This is a genomic window from Teichococcus vastitatis, assembly GCF_003604215.1.
GTDB classification, from domain to species: Bacteria; Pseudomonadota; Alphaproteobacteria; order Acetobacterales; family Acetobacteraceae; genus Pseudoroseomonas; species Pseudoroseomonas vastitatis.
Window position 1 is genome coordinate 118095 of record NZ_QXGS01000009.1, and the last position, 25691, is coordinate 143785.

The 25691-nt window shown below is 70.4% G+C and carries 23 protein-coding genes; 14 read left to right on the plus strand and 9 right to left on the minus strand.

Annotated elements, in window-relative coordinates; all coding sequences use genetic code 11:
- Positions 1 to 8 precede the first annotated feature (8 nt).
- From D2K64_RS13455 to D2K64_RS13470, 4 genes are read left to right on the plus strand one after another with little or no spacing between them, the layout of a single operon-like run.
- Positions 9 to 2171 carry a hybrid sensor histidine kinase/response regulator gene (locus D2K64_RS13455; protein WP_120008880.1) on the plus strand — a complete coding sequence of 721 codons (2163 nt, stop codon included), beginning with the start codon at positions 9 to 11 and terminating at the stop codon, positions 2169 to 2171.
- The gene (gene cheB, locus D2K64_RS13460) at positions 2168 to 3241 is read left to right on the plus strand and encodes a chemotaxis-specific protein-glutamate methyltransferase CheB (protein WP_456316375.1); all 1074 of its coding nucleotides are present in this window, start codon (positions 2168 to 2170) and stop codon (positions 3239 to 3241) included. The genes D2K64_RS13455 and cheB overlap by 4 nt, the downstream gene beginning before the upstream one ends.
- Positions 3238 to 4971, plus strand: a complete 1734-nt coding sequence (locus D2K64_RS13465) for a response regulator (RefSeq protein ID WP_120008881.1) — start codon at positions 3238 to 3240, stop codon at positions 4969 to 4971. The genes cheB and D2K64_RS13465 overlap by 4 nt, the downstream gene beginning before the upstream one ends.
- Before the next feature lie 3 nt (positions 4972 to 4974).
- Positions 4975 to 6822, plus strand: coding sequence for a response regulator (locus D2K64_RS13470; protein WP_120008882.1), 1848 nt, complete (start codon positions 4975 to 4977; stop codon positions 6820 to 6822).
- A gap of 37 nt (positions 6823 to 6859) precedes the next feature.
- Here the strand turns inward: D2K64_RS13470 and D2K64_RS13475 are convergent, their stop codons facing one another.
- Positions 6860 to 7174: an HU family DNA-binding protein gene (locus D2K64_RS13475; RefSeq protein WP_120008883.1), complete on the minus strand. Its 315-nt coding sequence runs from the start codon at positions 7172 to 7174 to the stop codon at positions 6860 to 6862.
- Positions 7175 to 7512: 338 nt separating this feature from the next.
- Between D2K64_RS13475 and D2K64_RS13480 the strand changes: the two genes are divergently transcribed.
- The 4 genes from D2K64_RS13480 to D2K64_RS13495 all read left to right on the plus strand — a co-directional run bounded on the left by D2K64_RS13480 (position 7513) and on the right by D2K64_RS13495 (position 10585).
- Positions 7513 to 7893 (plus strand): PRC-barrel domain-containing protein, encoded by a 381-nt coding sequence (locus D2K64_RS13480; RefSeq protein ID WP_157985837.1) that lies wholly within the window; start codon positions 7513 to 7515, stop codon positions 7891 to 7893.
- 8 nt (positions 7894 to 7901) lie between these two features.
- Entirely contained in the window at positions 7902 to 9089 is a 1188-nt protein-coding gene (locus tag D2K64_RS13485) for an MFS transporter (RefSeq protein WP_120008885.1), read from the plus strand.
- A gap of 282 nt (positions 9090 to 9371) precedes the next feature.
- A complete protein-coding gene (locus tag D2K64_RS13490) occupies positions 9372 to 9578 on the plus strand; it encodes a hypothetical protein (protein WP_120008886.1) in 207 nt (68 codons plus the stop codon).
- Positions 9579 to 9598: 20 nt separating this feature from the next.
- Complete coding sequence (locus D2K64_RS13495) at positions 9599 to 10585, plus strand: Bug family tripartite tricarboxylate transporter substrate binding protein (protein WP_238384180.1); 987 nt, start codon at positions 9599 to 9601, stop codon at positions 10583 to 10585.
- A gap of 7 nt (positions 10586 to 10592) precedes the next feature.
- On the opposite strand, the gene D2K64_RS13500 is transcribed toward D2K64_RS13495, so the two are convergent.
- Positions 10593 to 11876, minus strand: a complete 1284-nt coding sequence (locus D2K64_RS13500) for an ArgE/DapE family deacylase (RefSeq protein WP_120008887.1) — start codon at positions 11874 to 11876, stop codon at positions 10593 to 10595.
- A gap of 101 nt (positions 11877 to 11977) precedes the next feature.
- On the opposite strand from D2K64_RS13500, the gene D2K64_RS13505 reads away from it, so the two are divergent.
- Complete coding sequence (locus tag D2K64_RS13505) at positions 11978 to 12445, plus strand: YybH family protein (RefSeq protein WP_120008888.1); 468 nt, start codon at positions 11978 to 11980, stop codon at positions 12443 to 12445.
- A gap of 31 nt (positions 12446 to 12476) precedes the next feature.
- Complete coding sequence (locus D2K64_RS13510; protein ID WP_120008889.1) at positions 12477 to 13661, plus strand: trans-sulfuration enzyme family protein; 1185 nt, start codon at positions 12477 to 12479, stop codon at positions 13659 to 13661.
- Positions 13662 to 13665: 4 nt separating this feature from the next.
- Here the strand turns inward: D2K64_RS13510 and D2K64_RS13515 are convergent, their stop codons facing one another.
- Complete coding sequence (locus tag D2K64_RS13515) at positions 13666 to 14616, minus strand: alpha/beta hydrolase fold domain-containing protein (RefSeq protein ID WP_120008890.1); 951 nt, start codon at positions 14614 to 14616, stop codon at positions 13666 to 13668.
- A 36-nt stretch (positions 14617 to 14652) separates the two neighbouring features.
- Positions 14653 to 15603 carry a LysR family transcriptional regulator gene (locus D2K64_RS13520; protein WP_120008891.1) on the minus strand — a complete coding sequence of 317 codons (951 nt, stop codon included), beginning with the start codon at positions 15601 to 15603 and terminating at the stop codon, positions 14653 to 14655.
- Positions 15604 to 15711: 108 nt separating this feature from the next.
- Between D2K64_RS13520 and wrbA the strand changes: the two genes are divergently transcribed.
- On the plus strand, positions 15712 to 16323 hold the full coding sequence (wrbA, locus tag D2K64_RS13525; protein WP_120008892.1) for an NAD(P)H:quinone oxidoreductase: 612 nt from the start codon (positions 15712 to 15714) through the stop codon (positions 16321 to 16323).
- Between the two features lie 60 nt (positions 16324 to 16383).
- Positions 16384 to 17328, plus strand: a complete 945-nt coding sequence (locus D2K64_RS13530; RefSeq protein ID WP_120008893.1) for a ring-cleaving dioxygenase — start codon at positions 16384 to 16386, stop codon at positions 17326 to 17328.
- Positions 17329 to 17422: 94 nt separating this feature from the next.
- On the opposite strand, the gene D2K64_RS13535 is transcribed toward D2K64_RS13530, so the two are convergent.
- The 4 genes from D2K64_RS13535 to ypfJ form a co-directional block, all read right to left on the minus strand.
- Entirely contained in the window at positions 17423 to 19447 is a 2025-nt protein-coding gene (locus D2K64_RS13535) for an HWE histidine kinase domain-containing protein (protein ID WP_238384176.1), read from the minus strand.
- A 332-nt stretch (positions 19448 to 19779) separates the two neighbouring features.
- Positions 19780 to 20532 carry a pyridoxine 5'-phosphate synthase gene (locus D2K64_RS13540; RefSeq protein ID WP_120008895.1) on the minus strand — a complete coding sequence of 251 codons (753 nt, stop codon included), beginning with the start codon at positions 20530 to 20532 and terminating at the stop codon, positions 19780 to 19782.
- On the minus strand, positions 20529 to 21557 hold the full coding sequence (gene pdxA / locus D2K64_RS13545) for a 4-hydroxythreonine-4-phosphate dehydrogenase PdxA (protein WP_120008896.1): 1029 nt from the start codon (positions 21555 to 21557) through the stop codon (positions 20529 to 20531). The genes D2K64_RS13540 and pdxA overlap by 4 nt, the downstream gene beginning before the upstream one ends.
- A 51-nt stretch (positions 21558 to 21608) precedes the next feature.
- A complete protein-coding gene (gene ypfJ, locus D2K64_RS13550; protein WP_120008897.1) occupies positions 21609 to 22481 on the minus strand; it encodes a KPN_02809 family neutral zinc metallopeptidase in 873 nt (290 codons plus the stop codon).
- Positions 22482 to 22726: 245 nt separating this feature from the next.
- Between ypfJ and D2K64_RS13555 the strand changes: the two genes are divergently transcribed.
- Complete coding sequence (locus D2K64_RS13555; protein ID WP_120008898.1) at positions 22727 to 23497, plus strand: IclR family transcriptional regulator; 771 nt, start codon at positions 22727 to 22729, stop codon at positions 23495 to 23497.
- A gap of 25 nt (positions 23498 to 23522) precedes the next feature.
- Here D2K64_RS13555 and D2K64_RS13560 read toward each other — a convergent pair whose 3' ends face one another.
- Positions 23523 to 24233 (minus strand): TetR/AcrR family transcriptional regulator, encoded by a 711-nt coding sequence (locus D2K64_RS13560; protein WP_238384177.1) that lies wholly within the window; start codon positions 24231 to 24233, stop codon positions 23523 to 23525.
- Between the two features lie 132 nt (positions 24234 to 24365).
- Here D2K64_RS13560 and D2K64_RS13565 point away from each other — a divergent pair, with 132 nt between their 5' ends.
- On the plus strand, positions 24366 to 25637 hold the full coding sequence (locus D2K64_RS13565; RefSeq protein WP_120008900.1) for a GTP cyclohydrolase II: 1272 nt from the start codon (positions 24366 to 24368) through the stop codon (positions 25635 to 25637).
- Positions 25638 to 25691 lie beyond the last annotated feature (54 nt).

Genomic DNA, 25691 nt, shown 5'->3' on the forward strand with positions numbered 1-25691 from the left:
CCGCGCCGATGAACGAGCTGCGGCAGGAGCTGCTCGCCGCCTTCGAGGTGGAGCACCGCGAGCATCTGGAAGCGATCCGCGCGGCGCTGCTGGCGGCCGAGCGCGGCGAGCCCTTCGAGCTGCGCGACGCCTTTCGCCGGGCGCACAGCCTCAAGGGCGCGGCGCGCGCCGTGGACCTGCCGGCTGTGGAGGAGCGGGCGCACCGGCTGGAGGCACGCTTCGCCCGGCTGGGCGAGGGTGATGCCACGCTCGATGCGGCCATGCTGGACGCGCTGCGTGGCGAGCTGGACGGCATCGAGGATGAGGTGGCCGGCCTCGCTGCGGCACCCGGGCCGGCGCCGGGGCAGGAGGGGATCCCGGGTCCGCGGCCGCCTTCGTTCGAGCACGGAACGGCGGAGGCCGCGGAGCCGGCGCCGGCCGCTGCCGCGCCCAGGCCTCCGGCGTCGGCCGCCGCGGCGGAATACCTGCGGCTGCCCACCACGCAGGTGGAGGCGGTGGCCGACGCCGCCCGGCTGGTGGCCGAGGCCCTGGCGCGCCAGGGCGGGCTTGCGGCCGGATGGCGGAGTGTGGAAGCGGGGCTGCGCGGGTTGCGCCGCAGCGCCGCGGTGTTGCGGCGGGCGGACGCGGCCGGGCGCGCCATGGCGGCCGATCTCGACGCGCTGGTGCAGCAGGTGGCCCGGCTCGGGCGTGACCAGCGGGCCACCGCCGCCGCGGTCGAGGCTGCCTCGACGGCGCTGCGCCAGCGCGTCGAGCGCCTTACCTTGGTGCCGGCCGAGACGGTGCTGGGTAGCCTGGCCCCCATGCTGCGCGAGCTGGTGCGCGAATCGGGGCGCACCGCGACGCTGGAGGTGGCTGGCCTGGAGGTGCAGGCCGACCGAGCCGTGCTGCAGGCGCTGAAGGACCCGGTGACGCACCTGCTGCGCAATGCCGTCAGCCACGGGCTGGAGCTGCCCGCCGAACGTGCAGCGCAGGGCAAGCCGGCCGAGGGCAGCGTCGCCCTGCGACTCGCCACCAGCGGCGGGATGCTGCGGCTTTCGGTGTCGGATGACGGCCCGGGGCCGGATCTGGCGCGCATCGAGGCCACGGGCGTCGCGCGCGGGCTGCTGCCGCCGCGCAGGGCCGACCAGCCTCCGCCGCCCGAGGACCGCCTGCTGGCGCTGGTGTTCGAGCCCGGCTTCTCCACCGCCGCCACGGTGGACAGGTTGTCCGGCCGCGGCATTGGCCTGTCCGTGGTGGCGGAGGCGATGCGACGGCTGCGTGGCACGGTCAGCATGCGGCCGCGCCAGCCTTGCGGCACCGAGATCGAGCTGGCGGTGCCGCTTTCCGCGGCTCGGCAGCCCGTGCTGCTGATGGAGGCGGCGGGGCAGAGCTGGGGCCTGCCCGGCCGCGTGGTGGAGCGCCTGCTGCGGCTTCGGCCGGACGCCGTGGAAAGCGTCGAGGGCCGCCCGGTGCTTCGCATCGAATCCGGCGGGCGTGACGTTATCGTGCCCGTGGTGAACCTGGGCTCCCTTCTCGGCCATGCGGCGACGCCGGCCGGCGGGCCGTTGCAGGCGGTGCTGTTGTGCAGCGGCACACGCCGGCTGGCCCTTGTTGTCGAGCAGCTGCGCGAAGTGCGCACGCTGGACGTCGAGTCGGTGGACGTGACCCTGGCCGAGGCCGGGCTGGTGACCGGTGCCGTGGCCCTGGAAGGGGAAGCGCCCGTTGTGGTGCTCAGCCCGGAGGCGCTGGTCAGCCGCTGGCTGCGGCAGGAGGGGCCGTTGGCGGCGGCCGGGCTCGGGCTGGTGGCGGCGGAGGCGGCCCCCGGCGCCACCATCCTGGTGGTGGATGATTCGATCACCACCCGCACCCTGGAGAAAAGCATCCTGGAGGCGCAGGGCTTCCGCGTGCTGCTGAGCGTCGACGGGCTGGACGCGCTGAACCGACTGCGCAGCGGCGACCTGCTGGTGGATCTGGTGGTCGCCGATGTCGAGATGCCGCGCATGGACGGTTTCGCTCTGTTGCAGGCGTTGAAGAACGACCCGCGCCTGGCGGCGATCCCGGTGATCCTGATGACCTCGCGCGCTGATCCGGAGGATGTGCGGCGCGGCCTGGAACTCGGCGCCGGCGCCTACATCACCAAGCAGAAATTCGACCAGCGCGAATTGCTGGCCACCATCGGGCAGATGCTGTGAACCCTGCCAGCCGTCCGCCGCCTGCCGCCGTGCGGGTGATGATCGTGGAAGACTCGCTGGTGGTGCGGCGCCTGTTGTCGCACATCGTGATGCGCGATCCACGGCTCCACCTCATCGCGGCCGTCGCCTCGGCCGAGGACGCCCTGCAGGAGCTGCCGCGGCTGCGGCCGGACGTCATCTCCATGGATATCCGCCTGCCTGGCATCGACGGGCTGGAAGCGACACGCCGCATCATGTCGGAACAGCCGACACCGATCGTGGTGATCGCCGACAGCGTCGAGGATTCGGCGCTGCGCATCTCCATGAACGCGCTGCGCGCCGGCGCGCTGTCGGTGGTGGAGAAGCCGGTCGGCACCGAGACCGACGGGTATGAGCGGATCGCCGAGACCATCTGCACGCAGTTGTTCATCATGAGCCAGGTGCCGGTAATCCGGCGCCGTGGCCCCGGCATCTCCCGGCCGCCGCTGCCGCCGCCATCGGCGCTGCTGCCGCGAACGCGGCCGTCCGTTCTGGCAATCGCCGCGTCCACGGGGGGACCGCCGGCGCTGGCGCAGGTGCTTGGCGCCCTGCCGGCCGATTACCCGCTGCCGGTTCTGCTGGTGCAGCATATGGGCAGCCCGTTCCTGGAAGGCTTCGCCGCCTGGCTGGACGGGCTGGTGCCGATGCGCGTCAGGCTGGCGCGGGATGGAGAGCGGCCGCGGCCGGGCGAGGTGTACGTGGCGCCTGGCGAACGCCACCTGCTGATGGCGCCTGGCGGCGTGCTGCGGCTCAGTGCCGAGCCCCCGCTGGCAAGCCAGCGCCCGTCGGCGACGCGGCTGTTCCAGTCCGTGGCCGAGACGGCTGGCGCGCAGGGTCTCGGCGTGCTGCTGACCGGCATGGGCGAGGACGGTGCGGCCGGGCTGCTGGCCATGCGGCAGGCGGGTGCGCTGACGCTGACGGAGCATGAGAGCACGGCGGTGGTGTATGGCATGCCCGCCGCCGCCGTGCGGATGGGCGGATCGTTGCTCACCCTGCCGCTGCCGCTGATTGGTCCCCACCTGTTGGCGGTGGTGCGGGAGGCCATAGCATGAGCGGATTGTCGGAGCGGCAGGCGATACGGGTCCTGCTGGTCGAGGATTCCGAAACCCAGGCCCTGCAGATGCGCCGGATGCTGGAAGCGCAAGGCTTCCGCGTCACCTGTGCCGGCACCGCCGAGTTGGCCCTGGAAGCGCTGAACGCTTCGCTGCCCGCCCTGGTGATCGCCGATTTCCATTTGCCCGGCATGAACGGCGACGAGCTGGCGCGCCAGATCCGGCTCAACAGCCGCACCCGTTCGATCCCCGTGCTGATGCTGACCGAAGCGCGCGAGGGCGACCTGGAGCGGCAGGGGCTGGAAAGCGGCGCCGATGCCTATGTGCCGAAATCCGCCGACCACGACCTGCTGCTGCTGCGCATCCGCGCGCTGCTGCGGCGCCGTGCCGTGACCGCCGCCAGCGAGCATGGCGGCGGCAGCGCGGCCTTCCGCCGGGCCAACATCCTGGTGATCGACGACAGCGCCACCTTCCGCACCTATCTGAGCGGCCTGCTGAGGCGCGAAGGCTACGTGGTCCGCGCCGAGGCGGATGCGGAAGCCGGCCTGGAAGCCGTCGCGGCGCGGCCGCTGGACTGGGATTGCGTGCTGATCAACGTTCTCGGCACGCGCTACAACGGGGCCGCCGTGTGTGCGCGGCTGAACGGGCTGCGTGGCGCGGCGACGCTGGCCGGGGATTCGGCCGGCTTCCAGATCGTCGCCCTGGGCACCGACAATGGCGCGGAGCGCGAGGCCCTGGCACAGGTATTCGAGGCCGGCGCCGACGACATGGTGCCCGGCGTCGCGGAACCCAGGCTGCTGACCATGCGCGTCCGCGCCGCGCTGCGCCGGAAGATGCTGCAGGATGAGGACCGCCGCGCCGCGGAGGAGATCCGCGAGCGCGAGAGTTCGGTGCAGCGTGCCCTGGCCGAGGCGGCGGCGGCGCAGGCCAAGGCGGCGCTGGCGGAGGCGCTGGCCCAGGCCAATGGAGAGCTGGAAGAAGCCAACCGCCAGCTGCGCGACACCCAGACCAAGCTGGTGCAATCGGCGAAGATGGCCTCGCTCGGCGAGCTGGTGGCGGGCATCGCGCACGAGATCAACAATCCGCTGGCCTTTATCCTGGCGCATCAGCGCACGGTGGAACGGCTGCTGGACCAGATGCAGTCGCTGCTGCCGGGGGAGGCCGAGGTTCAGCCGTTGCTGCAGAAGGCGCTGAGCCGCTCGCGCTCCATGACGCTGGGTCTGCGCCGCATCGAGGAGCTAGTAGCCGGGCTGCGCAAATTCTCGCGTTCGGACGACGCGTTCCAGCGCGTCAACGTTCCCGACGCGGTGGAAACGGTGCTGGCCCTGTTGGCGCACAAGCTGGGCGAGCGCATCACCGTGCTGCGGCAGTTCGAGGCGGTTCCGGAGCTGCGCTGTTCGCCGACACTCCTGAATCAGGTGGTGATGAACGTGCTGAGCAACGCCGCCGACGCCATCGTGGGCCGCGGCCGCATCGTGATCCGGACCGAGAGCGACGCACAGCATTACCGCATCGCCATCGGTGACAGCGGCCCGGGCATTCCCGCGGAGTTGCGGGAGCGCGTCTTCGAGCCGTTCTTCACCACCAAGCCGGTGGGTGCCGGAACCGGCCTCGGCCTCGCCATCGCCTATACTGTCATCCAGGCGCATGGCGGCACCATCACGGTGGGGGAGAGCCCTGACGGCGGGGCGTGTTTCGTGGTATCGGTTCCCACCAATCTGGAACCGTGAACCGTGACCGAGGCCCGCCCCACGCTCTTGCTCGTCGACGATGAGGCCGAGATCCTGGTGGCTCTGTCGGACCTTCTGGAGACTGAGTTCCACGTGCTCACCGCCGGTTCCGGTGCCGAGGCGCTGCAGATGCTGCCCGGCGAGCCGCTGGTGGAGGTGATCGTTTCCGACCAGCGCATGCCGGGCATGACGGGTGACGTGTTCCTGTCCCAGGCGCGCGAGATCTGCGCGGCCGAGGCGCTGCTGCTGACCGGCTACGCCGATCTGGAGGCGGTGATCGGAGCGGTGAATCGCGGCCGCATCGCCGGCTATGCGCCGAAGCCGTGGGAGCCCATGGCGCTGCTCACCATGATCCGCAGCGCCGTGCAACGTTTCCGGCTTGCCCGTGCCCTGGACACGGAGCGGTCCCTGCTGCGCGGCGTGATGGAAACGACAAACGATGCGATGTCGTTCCGGGACTGGCAGGGCCGCTTCATCCGCATGAACAAGGCCAAGGCGGCGCTGCTCGGCGGCACGCCGGAGACGCTGACCCAGCTCACGGTGCCGCTCTCGGCGGAGGATCTCGCGGCACTGCGCAACGGCCATGAAACGGAACAGGTGGAGCAGCGCCAGGATGCCGCCGGTGCCACGCGCTGGGTCCGGGTAGCGCGCATTCCGGTCCGTGGCGCTGACGGCCACGTCACTTGCCTGGCCACCATCGAGCGCGACATCACCGAACAGCGCCTGCTGGAGGAGCGCTTGCACCAGGCGGAGAAGATGCAGGCGCTGGGCACCATGGCCGGCGGCGTGGCGCATGACTTCAACAATCTCCTGACGGCCATCCTGGGCAGCCTGGAATTATTGGCCGCGAGCGACCTGCCGCATCCGCGCCAGGCGCGCATGATCAGCAATGCCGTGGCGGCGGCAGAGCGGGGCTCGGCACTGACAAAGCGCCTGCTGAGTTTCAGCCGCAAGCGGCAGCTGCAGCTGCGCCCGAGCGACATCAATCGTCTGGTGTCCGAGATGGAGGACCTGCTGTTACGCAGCCTGGGCGACAAGGTGGTGCTGCGCCAGGAGCTCGCGGCCGGGCTGCATCCGGCGCTGGTGGACCCCGAGCAACTGGGCCTGGCCTTGCTGAACCTGTGCATCAACAGCCGCGATGCCATGCCGGAAGGCGGCCAGATCACCGTCTCGACCCGCAACCTGCGGCTGTCCCGCGCCGAGATGCCGGACCTGGCCGAAGGGGATTACATCGGAATCGCGGTGACCGATACCGGCTCCGGCATGCCGCCCGAGGTGATGGCTCAGGCCTTCGAGCCATTCTTCACCACCAAGGCGGTGGGGCGGGGCACCGGGCTCGGCCTCTCGATGGTGTACGGGCTGACGCGGCAATCCGGTGGCACCACCCTGATCACCAGTCGCGAGGGCCACGGAACCACGGTGGAGATGCTGCTGCCCCGCGCGCAATCCGCCGCGGAGAAACCGTCTGCGCCGCCGCACGGGCAGGAACGGCCCATGAGGCCGCTGCAGGTGCTGGTGGTGGATGACGATCCGGAGGTGCGCGCCGTGACGGTCGGCATTCTGGACGCGCTGGGCCATCGCAGCCTGGGCGTCACGGATGCCGATGGCGCTCTGGCCCAGCTGGCAGCACGGCCTGACATCGATTTGTTGATCACCGACCAGATGATGCCCGGCATGGACGGGCGGAAGCTGGCGGATCAGGTAAGGGCGCAGCGCCCCGCACTGCCGATCCTGCTGCTCAGCGGCTATGCCGATGGCGGCAACGGGCCGGCCACCTACCCGCTGCTGCGCAAGCCGTTTCGGCAGGCCGAGTTGGCCGAGCAGCTCGCCCTGCTGCTGCCGGTGCGCTGAGCCGCCAGGCATGGTGCCTGGCGGCTGCGCAGGCTGCTCAGCCTGCCTTGGCGGCCTTGCGCTTGCTCTTCTTCAGGGCAGCGTGCGCGGCGTCGCGCAGCGCCGGCGACGGCTTGAAGCGAACCGTGGCGCCGGCCTTCACCGCCACCTTCTCGCCGGTGCGCGGGTTCATCGCGGTGCGCTTCGGTGTTTCACGCACGGAGAAGGCGCCGAACTCCGGAATGGTGAAGCGGCCGGTCTGCACGATCTCCGCCTTGATGGCCTCGATGATATCGCCGGCCAGGGCGGTGGCCCCGACGCCGGTGATCTCGATGGACTTCTGGATCGTATCGGCCAGGAACTTCTTCGACATGGTCTCGCCTTTCGGAGTCTGTGCGGTAGCCAAAGCACAGCCGGTGCCCGGCGTGAAGTCCCCGCGCGGCTCCCCGTCGCGGAAATCCCTTGCTGTGGCAGGAACGCCGCGGCGGTTCAGCAACATCGCAGCGCCCGGGCGGCATCGGCGGCGGCTGTTCGGCCGCGAGCCAACCTTGAGGCGGCCTTGCCGTTAGGCTGGTGCCGGGCCACCGTTCTGCGGCAGAACCCTGGCCTTGCAGCGCAGCAAAGGCCGTGCGCCATTCCATCGAGCGGGAGTGATTGCAGATGTCCACATCGATTCGTCTGGCTGGCAGGGTCTGCTGGCTGCCTCTCCTGATGGCGGTGGTGCTGGGGGCCGCCCCGGCACCCTCGTCCGAGGAGGCGCCGGATGAGGTGCCGCCGGCGGGCCGCGATACGCTGCCGGTCGATGCCTTCGTGAAGATTCTGGGCAATGAGGTGAAGAACCCGGGCGACATCGTGGTCGGGCAGATCGTCAACGTTCTGGTCGATCCTGCCGGCAAGCCGGTCGGCGCGGTGCTTGACTATGGTGGCTTCCTGGGGGTGGGCAAGCGGCGGCTGGCGGTCAGCTGGTCGGTGCTGAGTTTCACCAAGAACGGCATCTTGCTCGGGCTCAGCCGGGACCAGCTCAAAAACTTTCCCGATTATCGCGATGGCAAGGATGCGGTGCTGGCGACCACGCCCGCGCCGCCGGGCTGACGCGGCGGATGCAGCCTTCCCGCCGCAGCCAGCGTAGCCTGGACTGGCTGAATTTCTTTGTCGCCGATGTGCAGACCGGCTTCGGTCCGTTCGTGGCGGTTTACCTGACCACTCAGGCCTGGAGTGAGGTGCAGATCGGCTTCGCCCTCAGCCTGGGCACTCTGACCGCGATGCTGAGTCAGGTGCCCGCCGGCATGATGGTGGATGCGGCGCACGACAAGCGGCGCATGGCGCTGCTGGCGCTGGTGGCCATCGCCCTGTCGGCGGTGTTGCTGGCGGCGTTTCCGTCACGCCTTCCGGTGCTGACCTCCGAGGTGCTGCACGGCTTCGCCAGCTGCATCCTCAACCCCTCCATTGCGGCGATCAGCCTGGCCCTGGTGGGGCGGGAGGCGCTGGGCGAGCGGCTGGGGCGGAATGCCCGTTATGCTTCGCTCGGTGGCGCCGTGGCGGCCGGGGTGATGGGGCTGATCGGGACCTATCTGTCATCGGCCTCGGTGTTCTGGCTCACCGCGGCACTGACCGTGCCGAGCCTGCTGGCCCTCAGCCGCATCCGGGCCGAGGACATGCGGGTGGTGCGGCCACAGACCGCGGCACGCGAAGGGCGGTTTCGTGACCTGCTGGCGGATCGCGGAGTGCTGGTCTTCGCCGCCTGTGCCATGCTGTTCACCCTGTCCAACGCGGCGATGCTGCCGCTCGCGGGGGCCGCGGTGACGCGGGTCACCGGCGAGGAAGCCAATCTGATCATCGCGGCCTGCCTGGTGGTGCCGCAATTGGTGGTGGCGAGCATCTCGCCCTGGGTGGGACGATTGGCACAGCAGCGCGGCCGCAGGCTGGTGCTGGTGCTGGGCTTCAGCATGCTGCCTTTGCGCGGCGCCCTGTTGGCGCTGGTGGAACAGCCATATGCCCTGGTGCTGATCCAGGCGCTCGACGGCTTCAGCGCAGCCACCCTGAACGTGATGCTGCCGCTGCTCGCCGCCGACCTGACGCGCGGCACCAACCGGTTCAACCTTTGCATGGGCTTCTTCGGCTTGTGCGTCGGCATCGGTGCCACCATCAGCAACAGCCTTGCCGGGCTGGTGTCGGAATGGAGCAGCCCGTCCATGGCCTTCGCCATGCTGGGCAGTGTTGGCCTGCTGTGCACCCTTCTGGCGGCGCTGGCGATGCCTGAAACCCGGCCGGTGGAACCAGCAAGGTAAACCACCTGCTACCCCAGTTATTTTATTGCAAAACGCACGGTTCCATGGTGGATTATCCCCGTTCAACCGAGTGGCCTTCCACTCCGCGGGGATTTGACCCATGCAGCTTGCACCGCGACACCAAATGCTAAAGCGCTCTGGCGCCGCTCCCGTGAGGGGCGGGATGCGCCAGGATGCTCCGATCACGAACCGAATGTGCTGCTGTTGACGCTGTCCACAACAGCATTTCCGTTGGTTCAACGATTCTGCCGGGTGGATACTCCGGCGCTGGAGTTTTCCGCGATGATCGCTTCCCGTCCCGTTGCTATTGGCGGCCGCTTCGTTGGCGTGGCCGTGGCCGGTCCCTCGGGCTGGCATTTCAAGGCCATCGACCCTGTTGTGGATGATCTGGAGGGCGCGCGCTTCAGCAGCCCGGCGGAGGCTGCGCGCGTGGCAGGCCTGGTGGTCGAGCGGGCCCGCCGCCACGACGCCGCGGCAGGCACGCATTGAGTAGCGGGGCCGTGCTGGACATGGCAGGCCCATCGCTGCGACGGCGTGCGATGCTGCGCTTCGGCGCCGGCGCGGCGTTGCTGGCCAGCCCGGCAGTGCGGGCGCAGCCGGCCTGGCCGGCCCGGCCGATCCGCATGGTGGTGCCCTACACGCCGGGCGCCGCGACCGATGCCATGGCGCGCCTCGCCGCCCAGGTGCTGCAGGAGCGGCTTGGGGTCACGGTGGTGGTAGAGAACCGCTCCGGCGGTTCCGGCACGGTGGGCGGGCAGGCGGTGCTCCAGGCGCCGGCGGATGGCTACACCCTCATGGGCTCCGCCTCGATCCACCCGATGGCGCGGCAGGTGATGCGGTCCGTGCCCTATGACCCGGTCGCCGACTTCCGGCCCATCGCCCGCACGGCGCGCGGGCCCTGCGTGCTGGTGCTGGACAAGCGGCGGCCGGAGAACAGCGTCGCGGAGGTGATCGCCGCGGCCAAGGCCGATCCGGCACGGTGGTCCTTCGCCACCTCCTCCCTCGGCGCCGCCGGCCATCTGGCCTCCATCGAGTTCAACCGCCTGGCGGGAACCCAGATCGAAGTGGTGCCGTATCGCGGCTCCGCCCCGGCACTCACCGATGTGGCGGCCGGCAACGTGCCGCTGATGTTCGACCCGGTCTTGGCGACGCTGCCGATGATCCGCGGCGGGCAGGTCCGGGGCCTCGGTATTGCGACCGCCAGCCGCAGCACGCTGGCGCCGGAACTGCCAACCCTGGCGGAATCCGGCCTGCCCGGCTTCGCCTTTGAATCCTGGTACGGCGTCTGGGCGCCGCGCGGCGTGCCGGAGGAGGTCGCCGCCCGGCTCAACGCCGCCATCGTGGAAGGGCTGCACCAGCCGGCCATCCTGCACCGCCTCGCCGAGCAGGGCTTCGAGCCCGTGCGCGAAAGTCTCGTGGAGGTCGAGCGGTTCATCGCCTCCGATCTGGAGCGCAATGCCGCGCTGCTGCGGCTCGCTAAGTTCGAGCCGCAGTGACGGACGCTCAGCCCGGTTCCTCGACGCCGCACCAATCGGCTGCGAACAGCGCGATGGCCTTGGTCGTCGCACGGATCGAATCAAGGCTGACGCGCTCGTTGAAGGAATGCACCTTCTCGGCCAGCGGCCCGTAGCAGAAGGCCGGAATGCCATAATACAAGGTGTAGAACCTCGCGTCATTCAAGGCGGTGGAGACGCGCTGCTGCATCGGCTCGCCGCACACCGCCTCATGCGCCGCGCGCATCACCGCCTCCGCAGGGCTGTCGGGCTCTAGCGCGTATCCGTGCGACAGGTAGCCGGTCCATTCCACCTCCGGCGGGTTGTTGGCGAGGAAGGCATGGCCGCGTGCGGCGCGGGCCACACAGTCCAGGATCTCCGCCTGGCATGCCGCCACGTCCCAGCCGGGCAGCACGGCGATCCGGCAATCGACCTCGCACCAGGCGGGCACGGAGGACGCCCAGTCGCCACCATGGATGATGCCGGGATTGAAGTTCAGCGGATGCGAAACCGCGGCGTAATGCGGGTCGCTCGCGGCGCGGCGGTTCCATTCCGCCTCGAGCTGTTCCAGTTCCTGGATCAGGTGATAGGCTGCCTTGATCGCGTTGGACCCTTCGCCGGCATGCGACACATGCACGGGCTCCCCCCGCACCTTCAGCCGGAACCAGATCACGCCGACGCAGACGCCGTTGAACCGCAACCCGGTGGGTTCGGGCAGCAAGGCGCAATCGGCGCGGTAGCCGCGCTGCAAGGTGGACAATGCGCCGACGCCGGTGCTCTCCTCCTCGATCACCGACTGGAAATGCAGCCGTCCGCGCAGCGCCAGCCCGGCGGCGCGGATCGCATCCACCGCATGCAGCGCGGCGATAGTGCCGGCCTTCATGTCGCCGGCACCGCGGCCATACATCCAGCCGTCGCGGATCTCGGGGCGGAAGGGCGGCGTCTGCCACATGTCGAGGGGCCCGGCCGGCACCACGTCGCAATGCCCCTGCAGGATCAGCGAGCGGCCGGTTTCGCGCGCTGGGCGCAGCGTGCCGACCACGCTGCGGGCGCGGCTGAAATCATGCGCGATGACGCCGCAATCGGGCAGCGGCACCAGCTCGGCCATGTCGATGCGCCAGTCATCGACCTCGTAGCCGCGCCCGCGCAGCAGGCCGGCCATCATGTCCTGCGCCGGGCCTTCGGCACCGCGCGTGCTGGGAAGGGCGGAGAACTCCAGCGTGGTGCGGAGCTGCGCCTCGAAAGCGCGATCGACCTCGGCGGTGATGCGGGCGGCGACATCGGCGGCGATCATGCGGGGCATCCTTGTTCCGGTCTGCACTGCGTGCATGATCGGCCGATGCCCCCCGGCGGCAAGCCGCAAAATCGTCCCCTCCGCCGTAACAGGAGTTCCGCATGAGCATCCAGGCCGCCGCGCCCGTTGATCCCGAAGACCATGCAAAGGTGGTGGCCTGGTTCCGCGACCTGTCTGCGCATGTCCGTGCCGTCGATTTCGTCGCCGCCCGGCCCTTGTTCGCCGAGGATTTTCTGGCCTTCGGCACCTTCAGCGACTTCGTGTACGGGCGCGAGCACACCGAGCAGAACCAGTGGCGCAGGGTTTGGGGCACCATTGACGGCTTCATCTTCCGGCTGGAGGAGGTGAAGGCGTTGGTCTCGCCGGACCGTCTGTTCGCCGTGGGCCTCGGCATCTGGGACTCGACCGGCTACGCGCCGGATGGCAGCCCGTTCGACCGGCGCGGCCGCACCACCGTGTCCCTGGCGCGCGAGGCCGTGGGCGATCCCTGGGTCGCCACCCACACCCACATGTCCTTGTTCCGCGGCACGCCGGACGTATCGCACGGCCACAAGCCGGCCCGGAGCTGACGCCGCCCCGCGGCCGCAGAGGAGAAGCACCATGCGCCAAGCCACCCAGGCCATTCACGCCGCCGCGCCCGAACGCCGCCCCGGCGAGCCGCTGACGCCGTCCCTGGTGGCCGCCACCAGCTTCCACACCAACCCCGACGCGGTGGGCTTCTCGGCGGCCGATCTGGGCGCGGAGGCGCCGCTCTTCTACACCCGCTGGGGCAACCCCACCGTGGCGCTGCTGGAGCAGCGGCTGGCGGCGCTGGAAGGCGGCGAGGCGGGACTCGCCTTCGCCAGCGGCATGGCGGCGGCATCGGGGCTGATGCTGCACCGCCTCGGCGCCGGCGGACACCTGGTGATCAGCGATGTCTGCTACGCCGGCGTCGCCGAGTTCGCGCGGGAAACGCTGTGCCGCTTCGGTGTCTTGGTCACCGCGGTGGACATGTCGGACCTTGGCGCCGTGGCCGCGGCGATGCGGCCGGAAACCCGGCTGGTGCATGCCGAAACTCCGGCCAACCCGATCCTGCGCCTGGCCGACATCGCCGCCCTCGCGGAGATCGCCCATCGCGGCGGTGCCGAATTGTCGGTGGATTCGACCATGGCGACGCCGGTGGCCACGCGGCCGCTGGAGCTGGGCGCCGACTGGGTCGTCCATTCACTGACCAAATATGCCTGCGGCCACGGCGATGCGCTGGGCGGTGCGGTGATCGGCCGCGCTGATGCCGTCGCCGCCCTGCGGCGGGAAGCGCTGATCCATGTCGGCGGCGCGATCAGCCCCTTCGCGGCCTGGCTGATCCTGCGCGGCCTGGAAACCCTGCCGGCGCGCATGGCGCTGCACCAGCACAATGCGGGGGAGGTGGCGCGCTACCTGCAAGCGCATCCCCGTCTGCGACGCGTCTACTGGCCCGGCCTGCCGAGCCACCCGCAGCATGAGCTGGCGCGGCGGCAAATGCGTAACTTCTCCGGCATGGTGTGCTTCGCGGCGGATGACGACAAGGCGCTGGCGCGGCAGTTGGCGGCGCGGCTGCGGGTGGTGACCTACGCCGTGTCGCTCGGCAAGACGCAGAGCCTGCTGTTCCACATCCCGACGGATGACATCCTGCGCTCCTCCTTCGGGCTGGAGGGGGCGCAGGCTGCCGCCTACCGGGCCTGGACGGGAGAGGGCACCTTCCGGCTCTCGGTCGGGCTGGAAGATCCCGCCGACATCCTGGCCGACCTGGAGCAGGCGCTGCGCTGACGCGTCAGCGCAGCGCGCGCAGCAGCGCCGCCGTTAGCTCCACCCGCGCTGCGCGGGCCTTGGACAGGAAGCCGGTCTGCGCGATGAAACCATGCGGCACGCCCTCATAGACGGTGAGGGCGTGCGGCACCTCCGCCGCCTCCAGCCGCTGGTCGAGCGTCAGCGAATCGTCCAGCAGCGGGTCCAGCGCCGCCGCCTGCAGCAGCAGGGGCGGCAGGTCCGCCAGATCGGCGTGCAGCGGCGCCGCCTCCGGCGCCTCGCGCAGGGCGGGATCGGGCAGGTAGTTGTTCCAGAACCGTTCCAGCTTCGCGGTGGACAGGCCGTACTCGCCGCCGCCGAACCGCTGGTGCGAGGATGTGTCGTGCCGCGTGGACAGCATGCCGTAGATGATCGCCCCGAGCCGCGGCATGGGCGCCCCCGCATCGCGCAGCCGCAGCAGCGCGCCGAGGGCCAGGTTGCCACCGGCCGAATCGCCGCCGATCGCCAGCCGGTCGCCATCGATGCCCAGCGCGGCCGCATCCTCGCGCAGCCAGCGCAGCGCGGCCATCACCTGCCCGATGGCGGCCGGGAAGGGATGTTCCGGTGCCAGCGCGTAGTCCAGGCCGGCCACGGCGATGCCGGCCTCGGCGGCGATCTCGCGCTTCCAGCGATCCAGCGTATCGAGCCCGCCGAAGCCGAAGCCGCCGCCATGGATGTGCAGATAGACCGGCAGCGGACCTTCCGCGCCTGCGGGCCGGTACAGCCGGAGGCGCAGCGGCGGGGTGGCATCGATGTGGTGCTCGCTCGACGTCACCTCCGGGCCGCCCTGGTTCAGAAAGGCCTGGAAGCGCGCCGTGGCGGCGCGCGCGGCGGCCAGATCCGGATTCAGGATGTCGCCATTGGCAACCCCGGCCTCGCGCATCAGCGCCTGGGCGGCGAGCACCTCGGGGTCGAGGGGGTGCGGGGTCTCGGGCATCGACCAACTCCTTTGCGCGGAAGGGAAGGACCGCCGTTACAGCCCTCCGGCGGCCTCCTGAAAAGGGGCGAATGGCGCATCCCAGCCGAAGGGTTCTCGGATGCGCTCGGCCAGGTGCTCGATCAGCGCCCTGGTTTTGAGCGGCAGCGACGGGGTCGGGGGATAGATCAGCTGGATGCTATCCGGCACCGGTTCCCAGCCCGGCAGCGGCACCGGGCGCAGAGTGCCGGCATGCACCGCGTCCGAAACCAGAAAGGTCGGCAGCACCACCAGCCCCAGGCCCGCGCAGGCCGCCTGTAGCAGGGCCTCGCCGCTGTTGGCCGCCAGCCTGCCGCGCAGGGTGAGCGAGCGTTCCTCGCGGCTTCCGGCACGCCGGAAGCGCCAGAGATGCCCGGCGGTGGTGTTGGTGTAGCCCAGGCAGGAATGCGCATGCAGCGCTTCCAGGCGGTCCGGCAGGCCGCGGCGCTCGGCGTAGCCAGGGCTGCAGCACAGGGCCCGGCGGCTGGTGCCGAGGCGGCGGGCGCGCAGGTCGGAATCGCCGAGCCGCCCGCTGCGCAGCGCCAGGTCATAGCCGCCCGACATCAGCTCCACATGCCGATCGTCGAGGTCCAGTGTGACCTCGATGCCCTCGTAGCGCCGCATAAAGTCGGTGATCATCGGCCCGAGATAGCGGATGCCGAAGGACAACGGCGCCGCCAGCCGCACCGCGCCCTGCAGCGCCCCGCTGCGGGCCAGCAGCTCGTCGGCAACGCTGTCGAGCTGCGCCAGCAGGGCGCGGGCCCGCTCGTAGAGCAGCGCGCCGCTGTCCGTGGGCGAGACATGCCGCGGCGCGCGGTGCAGCAACTGGGTGGCCAACTGGGCTTCCAGCTGAGCCACGCGCTTGCTGACCGCTGATTTGGCGAGGCCGAGACGCGCCGCCGCGGCGGTGACGCTGCCGCTGTCCACCACCTGCACAAAGGTTGCCAGGGCTTCCGGGTCCGGCCGCATCGTTCGCGATTAGCGAACGCTCCGTTTCCCCGCAAGTGGTTGTCGATCCCGCGGGAAGAACGCACCTTATCCGCAGTTGAACCGCCCCGCAGATCCAGGAGCCCACGCGTGACCAAGATCCTCGTTCTCTACTATTCCTCCTACGGCCATATCGAGACCATGGCGAACGCCGTGGCAGAGGGTGCCCGCGCCGTGCCCGGCGCCGAGGTGGTGGTGAAGCGGGTGCCCGAGACGGCGCCGCTGGAAGTTGCCCGGGCCGCCCATTTCAAGCTCGACCAGGCGGCGCCGATCGCGACGGTACAGGAACTGCCGGACTACGACGCCATCATCATCGGCACGCCAACGCGCTACGGCCGCATGACCTCGCAGATGGCCAGCTTCCTCGACCAGACAGGCGGCTTGTGGTTCCAGAACAAGCTGGTGGGCAAGGTGGGCTCGGTGTTCTCCTCGACCGCCAGCCAGCATGGCGGCCAGGAGACCACCATCACCTCCACCATTGTCAACCTGATGCATTTCGGCATGGTCATCGTTGGCCTGCCCTATTCCGAGACGCGGCTGACCGACATCAGCACCGTTAATGGCGGCACCCCGTATGGCGCCACCACCATCGCCAATGGCGACGGCTCCCGCCAGCCTTCGACCGATGAGCTGGAGATGGCGAAGTTCCAGGGACGCCACGTGGCCGAGATCACCGCCGCCCTTGTCAAGGGCCGCGGATGAGCGCGCAGCGCGAAAGAGCACCCGCTCTTTCGCGCGGCCGCATGGCAACAGGAGGCAGCGATGCAGTTGCACGGAATCCACCATCTCACCGCCGTGACGGCGGATGCCAGCGGCAATCACGATTTCTACACCCGCGTGCTCGGCATGCGGCTGGTGAAGAAGACGGTGAACCAGGACGACACCAGCGCCTACCACCTGTTCTACGCGGATGGTGAGGCCAGTCCCGGCACCGACTTGACCTTCTTCGATTGGCCGGTGGAGCGCGAAACGCGGGGCACCCACAGCGTCACCCGCACCGGCCTGCGCGTCGCCGGCCGCGAGGCGCTGGAGCACTGGGCGGCGCGGCTGGCCGAGCATGGCGTCGCGGCGCAGCCGGTGCGCAGCGTGGATGGCCGGCTGACCTTGGAGTTCGAGGACCCGGAAGGCCAGCGCCTCGCGCTGGTGGATGATGGCGGCGCCGGCCCGGCCCATCCCTGGATGCGCAGCCCGGTGCCGGCGGCAATGCAGATCCGCGGCCTCGGCCCGATCACCATGAGCGTGCCTGACCTTCGCCGCACGGACGCCTTCGCGACCGAGGTGATGGCGATGCGCCGCGGCCGCACCTACGAGGCCTTGGGACCGGCGCCGGTTCAGGTCCAGGTCTACGAGATGGGCGAGGGCGGCCCCTCGGCCGAGCTGCATGTCCGCGTCGAGCCGCATCTGGCGCCGCACCGGCCCGGTGCCGGCAGCGTCCACCACGTCGCCTTCCGCATCCCGGACGAGGACTACGGCGCCTGGGCGGATCGCTTCAACCAGTTCCGGCTGCGCTCCAGCGGCCCGGTGGACCGCTACTACTTTCGCTCGCTCTATGTGCGGGAGCCGGGCGGCATCCTGTTCGAGATCGCCACCGACGGCCCCGGCTTCGACGCCGACGAACCCAGGGAGGCGTTGGGCGAGCGCCTCGCCCTGCCGCCCTTCCTCGAATCGCGCCGGGCGGAGATAGAGGCCGGGCTGAAGCCGCTCTGAGGCGGCTTCCGTTCACCCTGGTGGGCCTGCGGAGCCGCGGCCAGGGCGATCTCCCGGCGCGCTGCCTGGCACGTCCGCCCGGCTGCGCTCCAGTCTAGGGCCGCTGTCCCCGCTCCGGCAGGGGCGGCGGTCCGGCCTTCGGCGGCGGCTGCAGCGGCCAGGCCGGGACCGGCGGCGGCGGGCAGATGTCCCGGTGCCGCATCGTCCGCTCCGGCAGCCGCAGGTCGCAGGCCAGCCCGCCACGCTCCCAGTGCATCTCCACCGTGCCGGCGAGCTGCCAGCGCGTGGTGTTCTCCAGCACCCGCAGGCCGAAGCCGGGCCGCGGCGCGCCTTGGACCGGCGGCCCGCCACTCTCCTGCCAGTGCAGCACCAGCTCGCCGCCCTCGCGCTGCCAGCGCAGCGAGGCCTGTCCGCCGGGCACGGACAATGCCCCGTGGCGTCGTGCATTCACGACCACCTCGTGCAGCACCTGGGCCAGCGGCTGCACCGCAGTCATCGCCAGCGCGATGGGCGGGCCGTTCAACATGACAGAGGCGGCGATGCTCTGCGGCACCAGCGCATCCTTCACCAGCTCATGCAGGTCCGCGCCGTTCCACCGGTTGCGCGACAGCAGGGTATGGGCGCGGGCCAGCACGTCCACCCGTCCCTTCACGGAGTCCAGGAAGGCTTCCGTGTCGTCGCCGCGGCTCATCCGCAGCACCGACTGCACCACCGTCAGGATGTTGCGCGCCCGGTGATCGACCTCCCGGGTGAGGCGCCGCTCGCGCTCCGCGGCATGCTGCGCCTGGGTCACGTCCATCACTACGCCGCTCACCCGGAGCGGATGGCCATCTGGCCGGCGCTGCACCACCGCCCCCTGGCTTTGCAGCCAGCGCTCGCCGCCAGCGGGATCCAGCACCCGGAACTGCGCCTCGTACCGGCCGCTGCCGGCGGGATCGAACGCCGCTTCCGCCGCGGCCCGCACCGTGGCGCGGTCTTCCGGCAGGATTGCCTGCATCGCCCCGGCGAAGGAGGCGATGCTGCCGGGCGCCACGTTGTACAGTGCCTCATGCCCCGCCGAGCCGCTCAGGGTGTCCGTGGCGCAGTCCCATTCCCAGGTTGCCATGCGCGCTGCGCCAACGGCGCGGGTCAGCCTCGCCTCGCTGGCCACGAGATCGCGGCCGCGCGCTTCCAGGCTGGGCGCCGCCTCGGTCAGCGCAGTGCCGACCTCAGACAATTCGCGCACCGGGGTGTCGACCGGCGGCGGGCGCTCGCCCTGGGCCAATTGGCGCGCGGCCCAGGCCGCCTTGTGCACCGGGCGGGCGATGCGCCGCGCGAACAGATAGGCGAGGCCGAGCGCCAGTGTCGCCATTGCCGCCGCGCCGATGCCGAAGCCCGCCAGGGAGCGGCGCAGCGGCGCCTCGGCGATGCGGGTTGGCACCATCACGCCGACGCGCCAGCCCAGGCCCGCCGCCTGCACATGCGCCAGCGTCACCTCCTCTCCGGTGAGGCTGCGGGTGGTCCACCAGCCCGCGGGAGCAGCGGTGGCCCGTTGAGCCGCTTCCGAAATCCTTCGGCCGATCAGCTGTTCCGATGCTGCCGACCGGGCGATGACGCGCCGGTTGCTGTCTACCACCACGGCCACCCAGCCCTTTGGCAGACCGGCCTCGGCAAGCTGTCGCTGAACCACCTGGGGGCTCATAGTCAGGCTGAGCACCTGCGACAGGGAGCCATCATGCACCACCGGCACGGTGAGCCGCAGCACATAGCCGCCGGGGGAGTCCTCGGGCGCCATCAGGTCCGACAGCACCGGTGCCAGCAACCGCCGCGCGGCCAGTTCTTCCCGCGAATCGAGGTTGAGCTCGGACCAGCCGGCAACCAGCGTTTCCTCGGCCTCGCGCACCGTGATCTGCCCCTGCAGCAGCACGCCTGCGCGCATTGCGGCGGCCTGCAACTCGGTGCTGCCGAGATCCTGCAGCAGCGGCGTCGCCGCCAGCATCTGCAGCAGCATCGCGCGGCTGCTGATCTCCTGCTCCAGCGCCCGCTGGATGCTGCCGGCATGTTGCAGGGCGAGATCTCGCAATGCGTCGCGGCGCGCTTCCGCATAAGCGAAGGTCAACCCGGCCGTGAGCAACAGCACCGGCAGCAGCAGGGCTCCGCAGAGCAGCGAAAGGTGGACGGCGAGCGGCGCTTCGGCTGGCCAACAGAAGCGGCGCAAACGCCGCCCGAGCCTGCCGGCGGCCTGCCTGAAACCGCTTCCAGTCCCATTGGCCTGACTGCGCCGATCGGGCATCTGCGCCAAGCCTCGTCTCCTCGCACGCACCTTTGCCCCTTTGGGCAAGGGGCTCACCAGTGACCAGAACCCGGCAAACCTTTGTGCCGTCTGGGCGCAGTGATCTTTCTGACCGAACTGTAAACGAAAAACACCCGCAATAGTTGTCGTTCTCTAGGTCGTGATCGGAATGCGTGTGCCTAGGAATTAATGCTCGCCCGGCCTATTCGGATCGCCTCACGCATCCGCTGCACAGCCGAAGGCAGCCCCTCGAACACTGCCTGACTGATCAGGAAATGGCCGATGCTCACCTCCACCACCTGCGGCAGGGCAGCGAGGTCCCGCACCGTGGTGAAGTCCAGCCCGTGCCCCGCATGGCAGAACAGGCCGGCGGCCTCGGCCGCACGGGCTCCGTCGCGCAGGTGGGCCAGCAGCGGTGGGCGATCCGCCGGCGAAGCCTCGGCATAGCGGCCGGTGTGCAGCTCCACCGCCTGGGCCCCGAGCACGGCCGCGGCCTCGATCTGCGCCGGGTCGGCTTCAACAAAGACCGACACCTCGATGCCGGCGGCAGCCAACCGGCCGATGGCCTCACCCAGGAAGCCGCCGGCGCCCCGGACGTCCAGCCCGCCTTCCGTGGTCAGCTCGGCCCGCTTTTCCGGCACCAGGCAGCAGGCGGCGGGGCGCAGCGTGGTGGCCAGCCCCACCATCTCCTCCGTGGCCGCCATCTCGAAATTCAGCCGCAAGCCAGGCTCGGCGCCGATGCGCCGCAGGTCGTCATCGCGGATGTGTCGCCGGTCCTCGCGCAGGTGAATGGTGATGCCGTCCGCACCGGCCTGCAGGCAGAGCCGCGCCGCCTCCAGCGGATCGGGAAACTGGCCGCCGCGCGCGTTGCGCAGGGTGGCCACATGGTCGACATTAACCGAAAGACGCAGCGGGGGCGGGGGCGGTGTCATGTCGGCTCCTGGGGCGGATGCGGCGTGGCGCGGTTGCGGCGGCGATGCGCGGCCAGCTCGGCGGCGAGCCGCAGCGCGGCCACCAGGCTGCCGGGATCGGCCTGTCCGGTTCCGGCGATGTCGAGCGCGGTGCCGTGGTCCGGGCTGGTGCGCACCACCGAAAGCCCGAGCGTCACGTTGACTCCCCCGGACATGTCCAGCGTCTTCACCGGGATCAGCGCCTGGTCATGATACATGCCGAGGGCCACGTCATAGCGCGCGCGGGCCTCGGGGGTGAACAGGGTGTCGGCCGGGTAGGGGCCGCTGGCCTCGATGCCCTCGCGCCGCAACCGGGCGATGGCGGGCGCGATGATGTCGCGCTCCTCGGTGCCCATGGTGCCGTCCTCGCCGGCATGTGGATTCAGCCCGGCCAGGGCGAGGCGCGGCCGGACGATGCCGAAATCCTGCTGCAGCCCGGCGGCGGCGGCCCGAGCGATGCGCAGGATCAGGTCGGTGTTTAGCCGCTCCAGCGCCTGGCGCAGCGAGCAGTGAATGGTCACCGGCACGGTGCGCAGCCCGGCCGCCGCCAGCAGCATCACCGGCGGCCCCGCCCCCGGTGCCAGTTCGGCCAGGAACTCGGTGTGGCCGGGATGGCGGAATCCGGTCCCGGTCAGCGTCGCCTTCTGGATGGGGTTGGTCACCAGGCCGCCGGCGCGCCCAGCGCGGCACAGCGCCACGCCCCGCTCGATCGCCTCGATCACCGCCGATGCGTTGCGTCCGTCAGGCCGGCCGGGGCGCGTCGGCACCGGAAGTTGCAGCGGCATCACCGGCAGCGCGTCGCGAAACACCAAGGCCGCCTGTTCCGGACCAGACACCGCCCGCCAAGGCTCCCCGCCCAGCAGCGCCGGGTCACCCAGAAACGTGAACACCGGCCCACCCTGCCGCAAGGATCGCCACGCCTTGACGGCGATCTCGCCGCCGATGCCGGCGGGTTCCCCCATGCTGAGGACCAGGGAAGGCTCGGCGAGCGGATCAGCGGCGTTCATGCCTCGATCATAGCCAAAGACGGGGACGTGGGCAGCGCCTGCGGCGGCGGTTCAGCGCAGCCCGGCGAAGGTGTCGCAGGCCGCCAGTTCGCCGCGCTCCAGGCCGGTGCGGAACCAGCGCATCCGTTCCGCCGAGGAGCCATGGGTGAAGCTTTCCGGCTGCACCTGCCCCTGGGAGCGGCGCTGCAGCCGGTCATCGCCCACGGCGGCGGCGGCGTTCAGCCCTTCTTCGATGTCGCCGCGCTCCAGGATACTGCGCGCCTCCTGCGCCTGCCGTGCCCACAACCCGGCGAGGCAGTCGGCCTGCAACTCCACCCGCACCTGGATGCCGTTGGCCTGTGCCTGGTCCTGCGCCTGCTGCTGCAGCCGGCGCGTCAGGTCGAGAATGCCGAGCTGATTCTGCACATGGTGCCCGACCTCGTGCGCGATGATGTAGGCGGCGGCGAAATCGCCCGTGGCGCCCAGCCGTTGCTGCAGCTGCGCCATGAAGTCGAGGTCGATGTACACGCGCTGGTCGGACGGGCAGTAGAACGGCCCGACCTGCGATTGTGCCGCGCCGCAGCCGGAGGAGGTGGCCCCGGTATAGAGCACCAGCGCCGGCTCCTGGTATTGCCGGCCCAGCTTCTGGAACTCGGCATTCCAGACCTGCTCGGTATCGCCCAGCACCTGGGCCACGAAGCGGCGCCCGGAGTCCTCGCCGCCGGGCGTGCCGGCCTGCCGGGTCTGCTGGCTTTGCTGCGTCTGCGGCGCTTCCCCGCTGCCATCGCCCAGGATCATGGAGGGATCCACCCCGAGGAACAGGCAGATCAGCACGACGGCGACGCCGCCCAGGCCGCCCACAGCGATGCCGCCGCCGCGTCCACCCATCCGGCCCATGCCGCGGCGGTCTTCGATGTTGCGGCTCTCGCGATCGCCCAGGCGCATGGCGCATCCTCCAGAACATAGCTCGATGGCTGCAATCGGCCGGAAGCGTCGCGGTTGCAAGTTTTCCTGTTATGCGTCTGCACAAGCCAGCGGCAAGCCTCCCGGCGGCTGGCGCCCAGTTGGGCAACACGCCATCCGGGCCGCCCGGGAAGCGTGGATTCGGCCGGCGGATCGGCTTCCGCGCCTGACCGAACGGCCGTATCGTGCCGCTGCTGCTTCCTCCTGTTGCTGTTCGCGGAACAACCATGACCACCTTGTCCAATGCCGGCCAGGTGTTGCGCTGCTTCTCGCCGGGTCGCCAGGCCCTGACCGTCACCGAGGTGGCCGAGCTGCTCGACCTGCCCAAAAGCAATGTTTCGCGGCTGCTGCGCGGCATGCGCGATGCCGGCCTGCTGGAGAACCTGCCGGACCGCCGCGGCTACCGTCCCGGCATCCTGATGTTCGAGTTGGGCCAGGCCTATCGCCGCGACACGGCGCTGGTTGGCCGCGCCCATGCAGCGGTGAGCCGGGTGTGCCGGCGCTTCGGGCATGGCGGCTACGTCAGCACCCGTGACGGCGCCGACGTGATCGGGCTGATCCATCATCAGGAAGGGCCGCGCATGCTGCGCCTCGGCATGATGGTCGGGCGGAGGCTACCCGCCTTCGCCGCGGCCTCGGGCCGGGCGCTTCTGGCGCGGCTGAGCGACGCGGAGGTGCGACGGCTGTGTCCCGAGCCGCTGCTGCATGCCAGCCGCGAGGCGCTGCATAGCCAGGAGGAATTGCTGCGTCGCCTGGCCGAGGTCCGCCGCGCCGGCTACGCCACGGCGGCGAACGAGGCGGATGCTGGAACCGGCAGCGTTGCCGTGGCGGTGGAAGGGCCGACGCGGGACGAGGACCTGTCCCTCTGCATCGTCTATCCCTTCGCGGTGACCGACGGCACGACGCGGCAGCGCGTCGCCGAAGCGCTGCTGGCGGAGGCCCGTGAGGTGATGCGTTCCCCGCGACGAACGGTGCCGACGGCGCACGCCGTCGCCTGACCCTCCCCCCGGGCCTCCCCGGGGCTCAGCCGCGCCGCCGCCTCCGGGGCGGCGCAACGGCGGCTCGGCCCGCCTCGGCGACGGGAAGTGGTTCCTGTGGCTCCAGCCCGCAGCCGCGCAGCACCAGTTGGAGGATGGTGTCGGTTCCGGCGGCATGATCCTCCGGCAACAGTTCGGGCCGGTTCAGCACGGCGCCGATCTGCACGGAGAAATCCGCATAAGTCTGGGTCATGGCCCAGATCGCGAAGAACAGGTGCGGCGGATCGATCGCCTGCATGCGGCCGGCATCGATCCAGCCCTGCACCACGCGGGATTTCTCCTGCACCAGGGTCCGCAGCGGCCCGGCGAGATAGCTCCGCAGATGGGTCGCGCCATGCAGCACCTCGTTGGCGAACACCTTGGAAGCGAAGGGGCGGCTGCGGGACCACAGCATCTTGGTGCGGATATAGGCTTCCAGCGCCTGCGCCGGATCCGCCTCCGGCCGGATGCTGTCGGTGGCCGACAGCCAGAGATCGAGGATGCTGTCCAGCAGCGCCGTGTACAGCGCTTCCTTGGTGCCGAAATAGTAATGCAGGTTGGCCTTGGGCAGCCCGGACGCGGCGGCAAGCTCCGCCATGCTGGCGCCCTCGAAGCCCGCTTCGGCGAAGACGCGTTCCGCGGTGGCCAGAATGTGATCAAGACGCTTCCGCCGCTGCCAAGCACGGCCCCCGACCGGATCTGCCGTGTCCTGCGGCATGAGGCACTCCATGAAGCTTCTGGAAAGCAAGGCGATGCGCAGATCGCCATTCTTGACCGTTCGGTCAGACTTCTTCTAGCGTCAGCTTGCCGCGCTTCCAAGACGCGGCCTTCCGAGGTGGAGCCGCGACGAATGACCGGTTTGAACCGACTGCGCGACGGCAAGGGCATCGTCCCGAAGCCCATCATCCTGACCTCCCACCCGCAGCGCCGCCCCGCCGCCACGCCGCCCCTCGCCTGGGGCGCCGCCGATCCGCTGGCGCGCGGCCCGGTGATCGCCACCCTGGCCGACCCGGCCGCGCGCAACGCCATCGGCACCCATGCCGGCTCCTATGCCCTGTACCGCGCCCTGGCCGTCGCCTCCGGGCAGTTGCGCGCCGATCACCGCCCGGATTTCCGCAACACCCGCCCGGCCGTGCCGGTCGGGCCATTTCCGGCCTGGGGCGACCCGGGCAAGATCGTCTCGCTCGACCCCTGGGGCCATCTGGTGCCCGAGGTGTTCGCCGACGCCATGGCCGCCGGGCAGGACATCCGCCCGAGCATCGCCGTGACCCGCGCCCACATCAACATGCCCGAGCTGATGCAGGCGATGCGCGACGGCCGCCTTCTGCCGGATGGCGAGGTGCTGCTGGGCAATGGCGACGTGCGCGTCACCAAGATCGCCATTGAGCCGGTCTGGTTCCTGCCCGGCGTCGCCGCCCGCTTCGGCATCGGCGAGACGGAGTTGCGCCGCGACCTGTTCGAGCAGACCGGCGGCATGTTCCCCGAGCTGGTGACCCGGCCCGACCTCCGCGTCTTTCTGCCGCCGATCGGCGGCATGACGGTGTACCTGTTCGGAGAGCCCTCGAAGCTCGGCCTGCCGCACACCCAGGTGGCCTGCCGCATCCATGACGAGTGCAACGGCTCCGACGTGTTCGGCTCCGACATCTGCACCTGCCGTCCTTATCTGGCGCACGGCATCGAGGCCTGCATCGGCATGGCGCAGGAAGGTGGCGTCGGCGTCATCGTCTATAACCGCAAGGAAGGCCGCGCGCTGGGCGAGGTGACCAAATTCCTGGTCTACAACGCCCGCAAGCGGCAGGAAGGTGGCGACCGCGCGGACCAGTATTTCCAGCGCACCGAATGTGTCGCCGGCGTGCAGGACATGCGTTTCCAGGAACTGATGCCGGACGTGCTGCACTGGCTCGGCATCACCCGCATCGATCGCCTGGTGTCCATGAGCAACATGAAATTCGCACCGATCATCGAGAGCGGCATCGAGGTGATATCCCGCGTCCCGATCCCGGACGCGCTGATTCCCGCTGATGCGCAGGTGGAGATGGATGCCAAAAAGGCGGCCGGCTACTTCACCGAGGCAGTGCCGGACGCGGCGGAGCTCGCCATCGCCAAGGGCCGCGCCCTTTGAGTTCGAACGCCGTGGCGCTGCTGCGTCGGCCGGACACCATCCGGGCACGCTGCC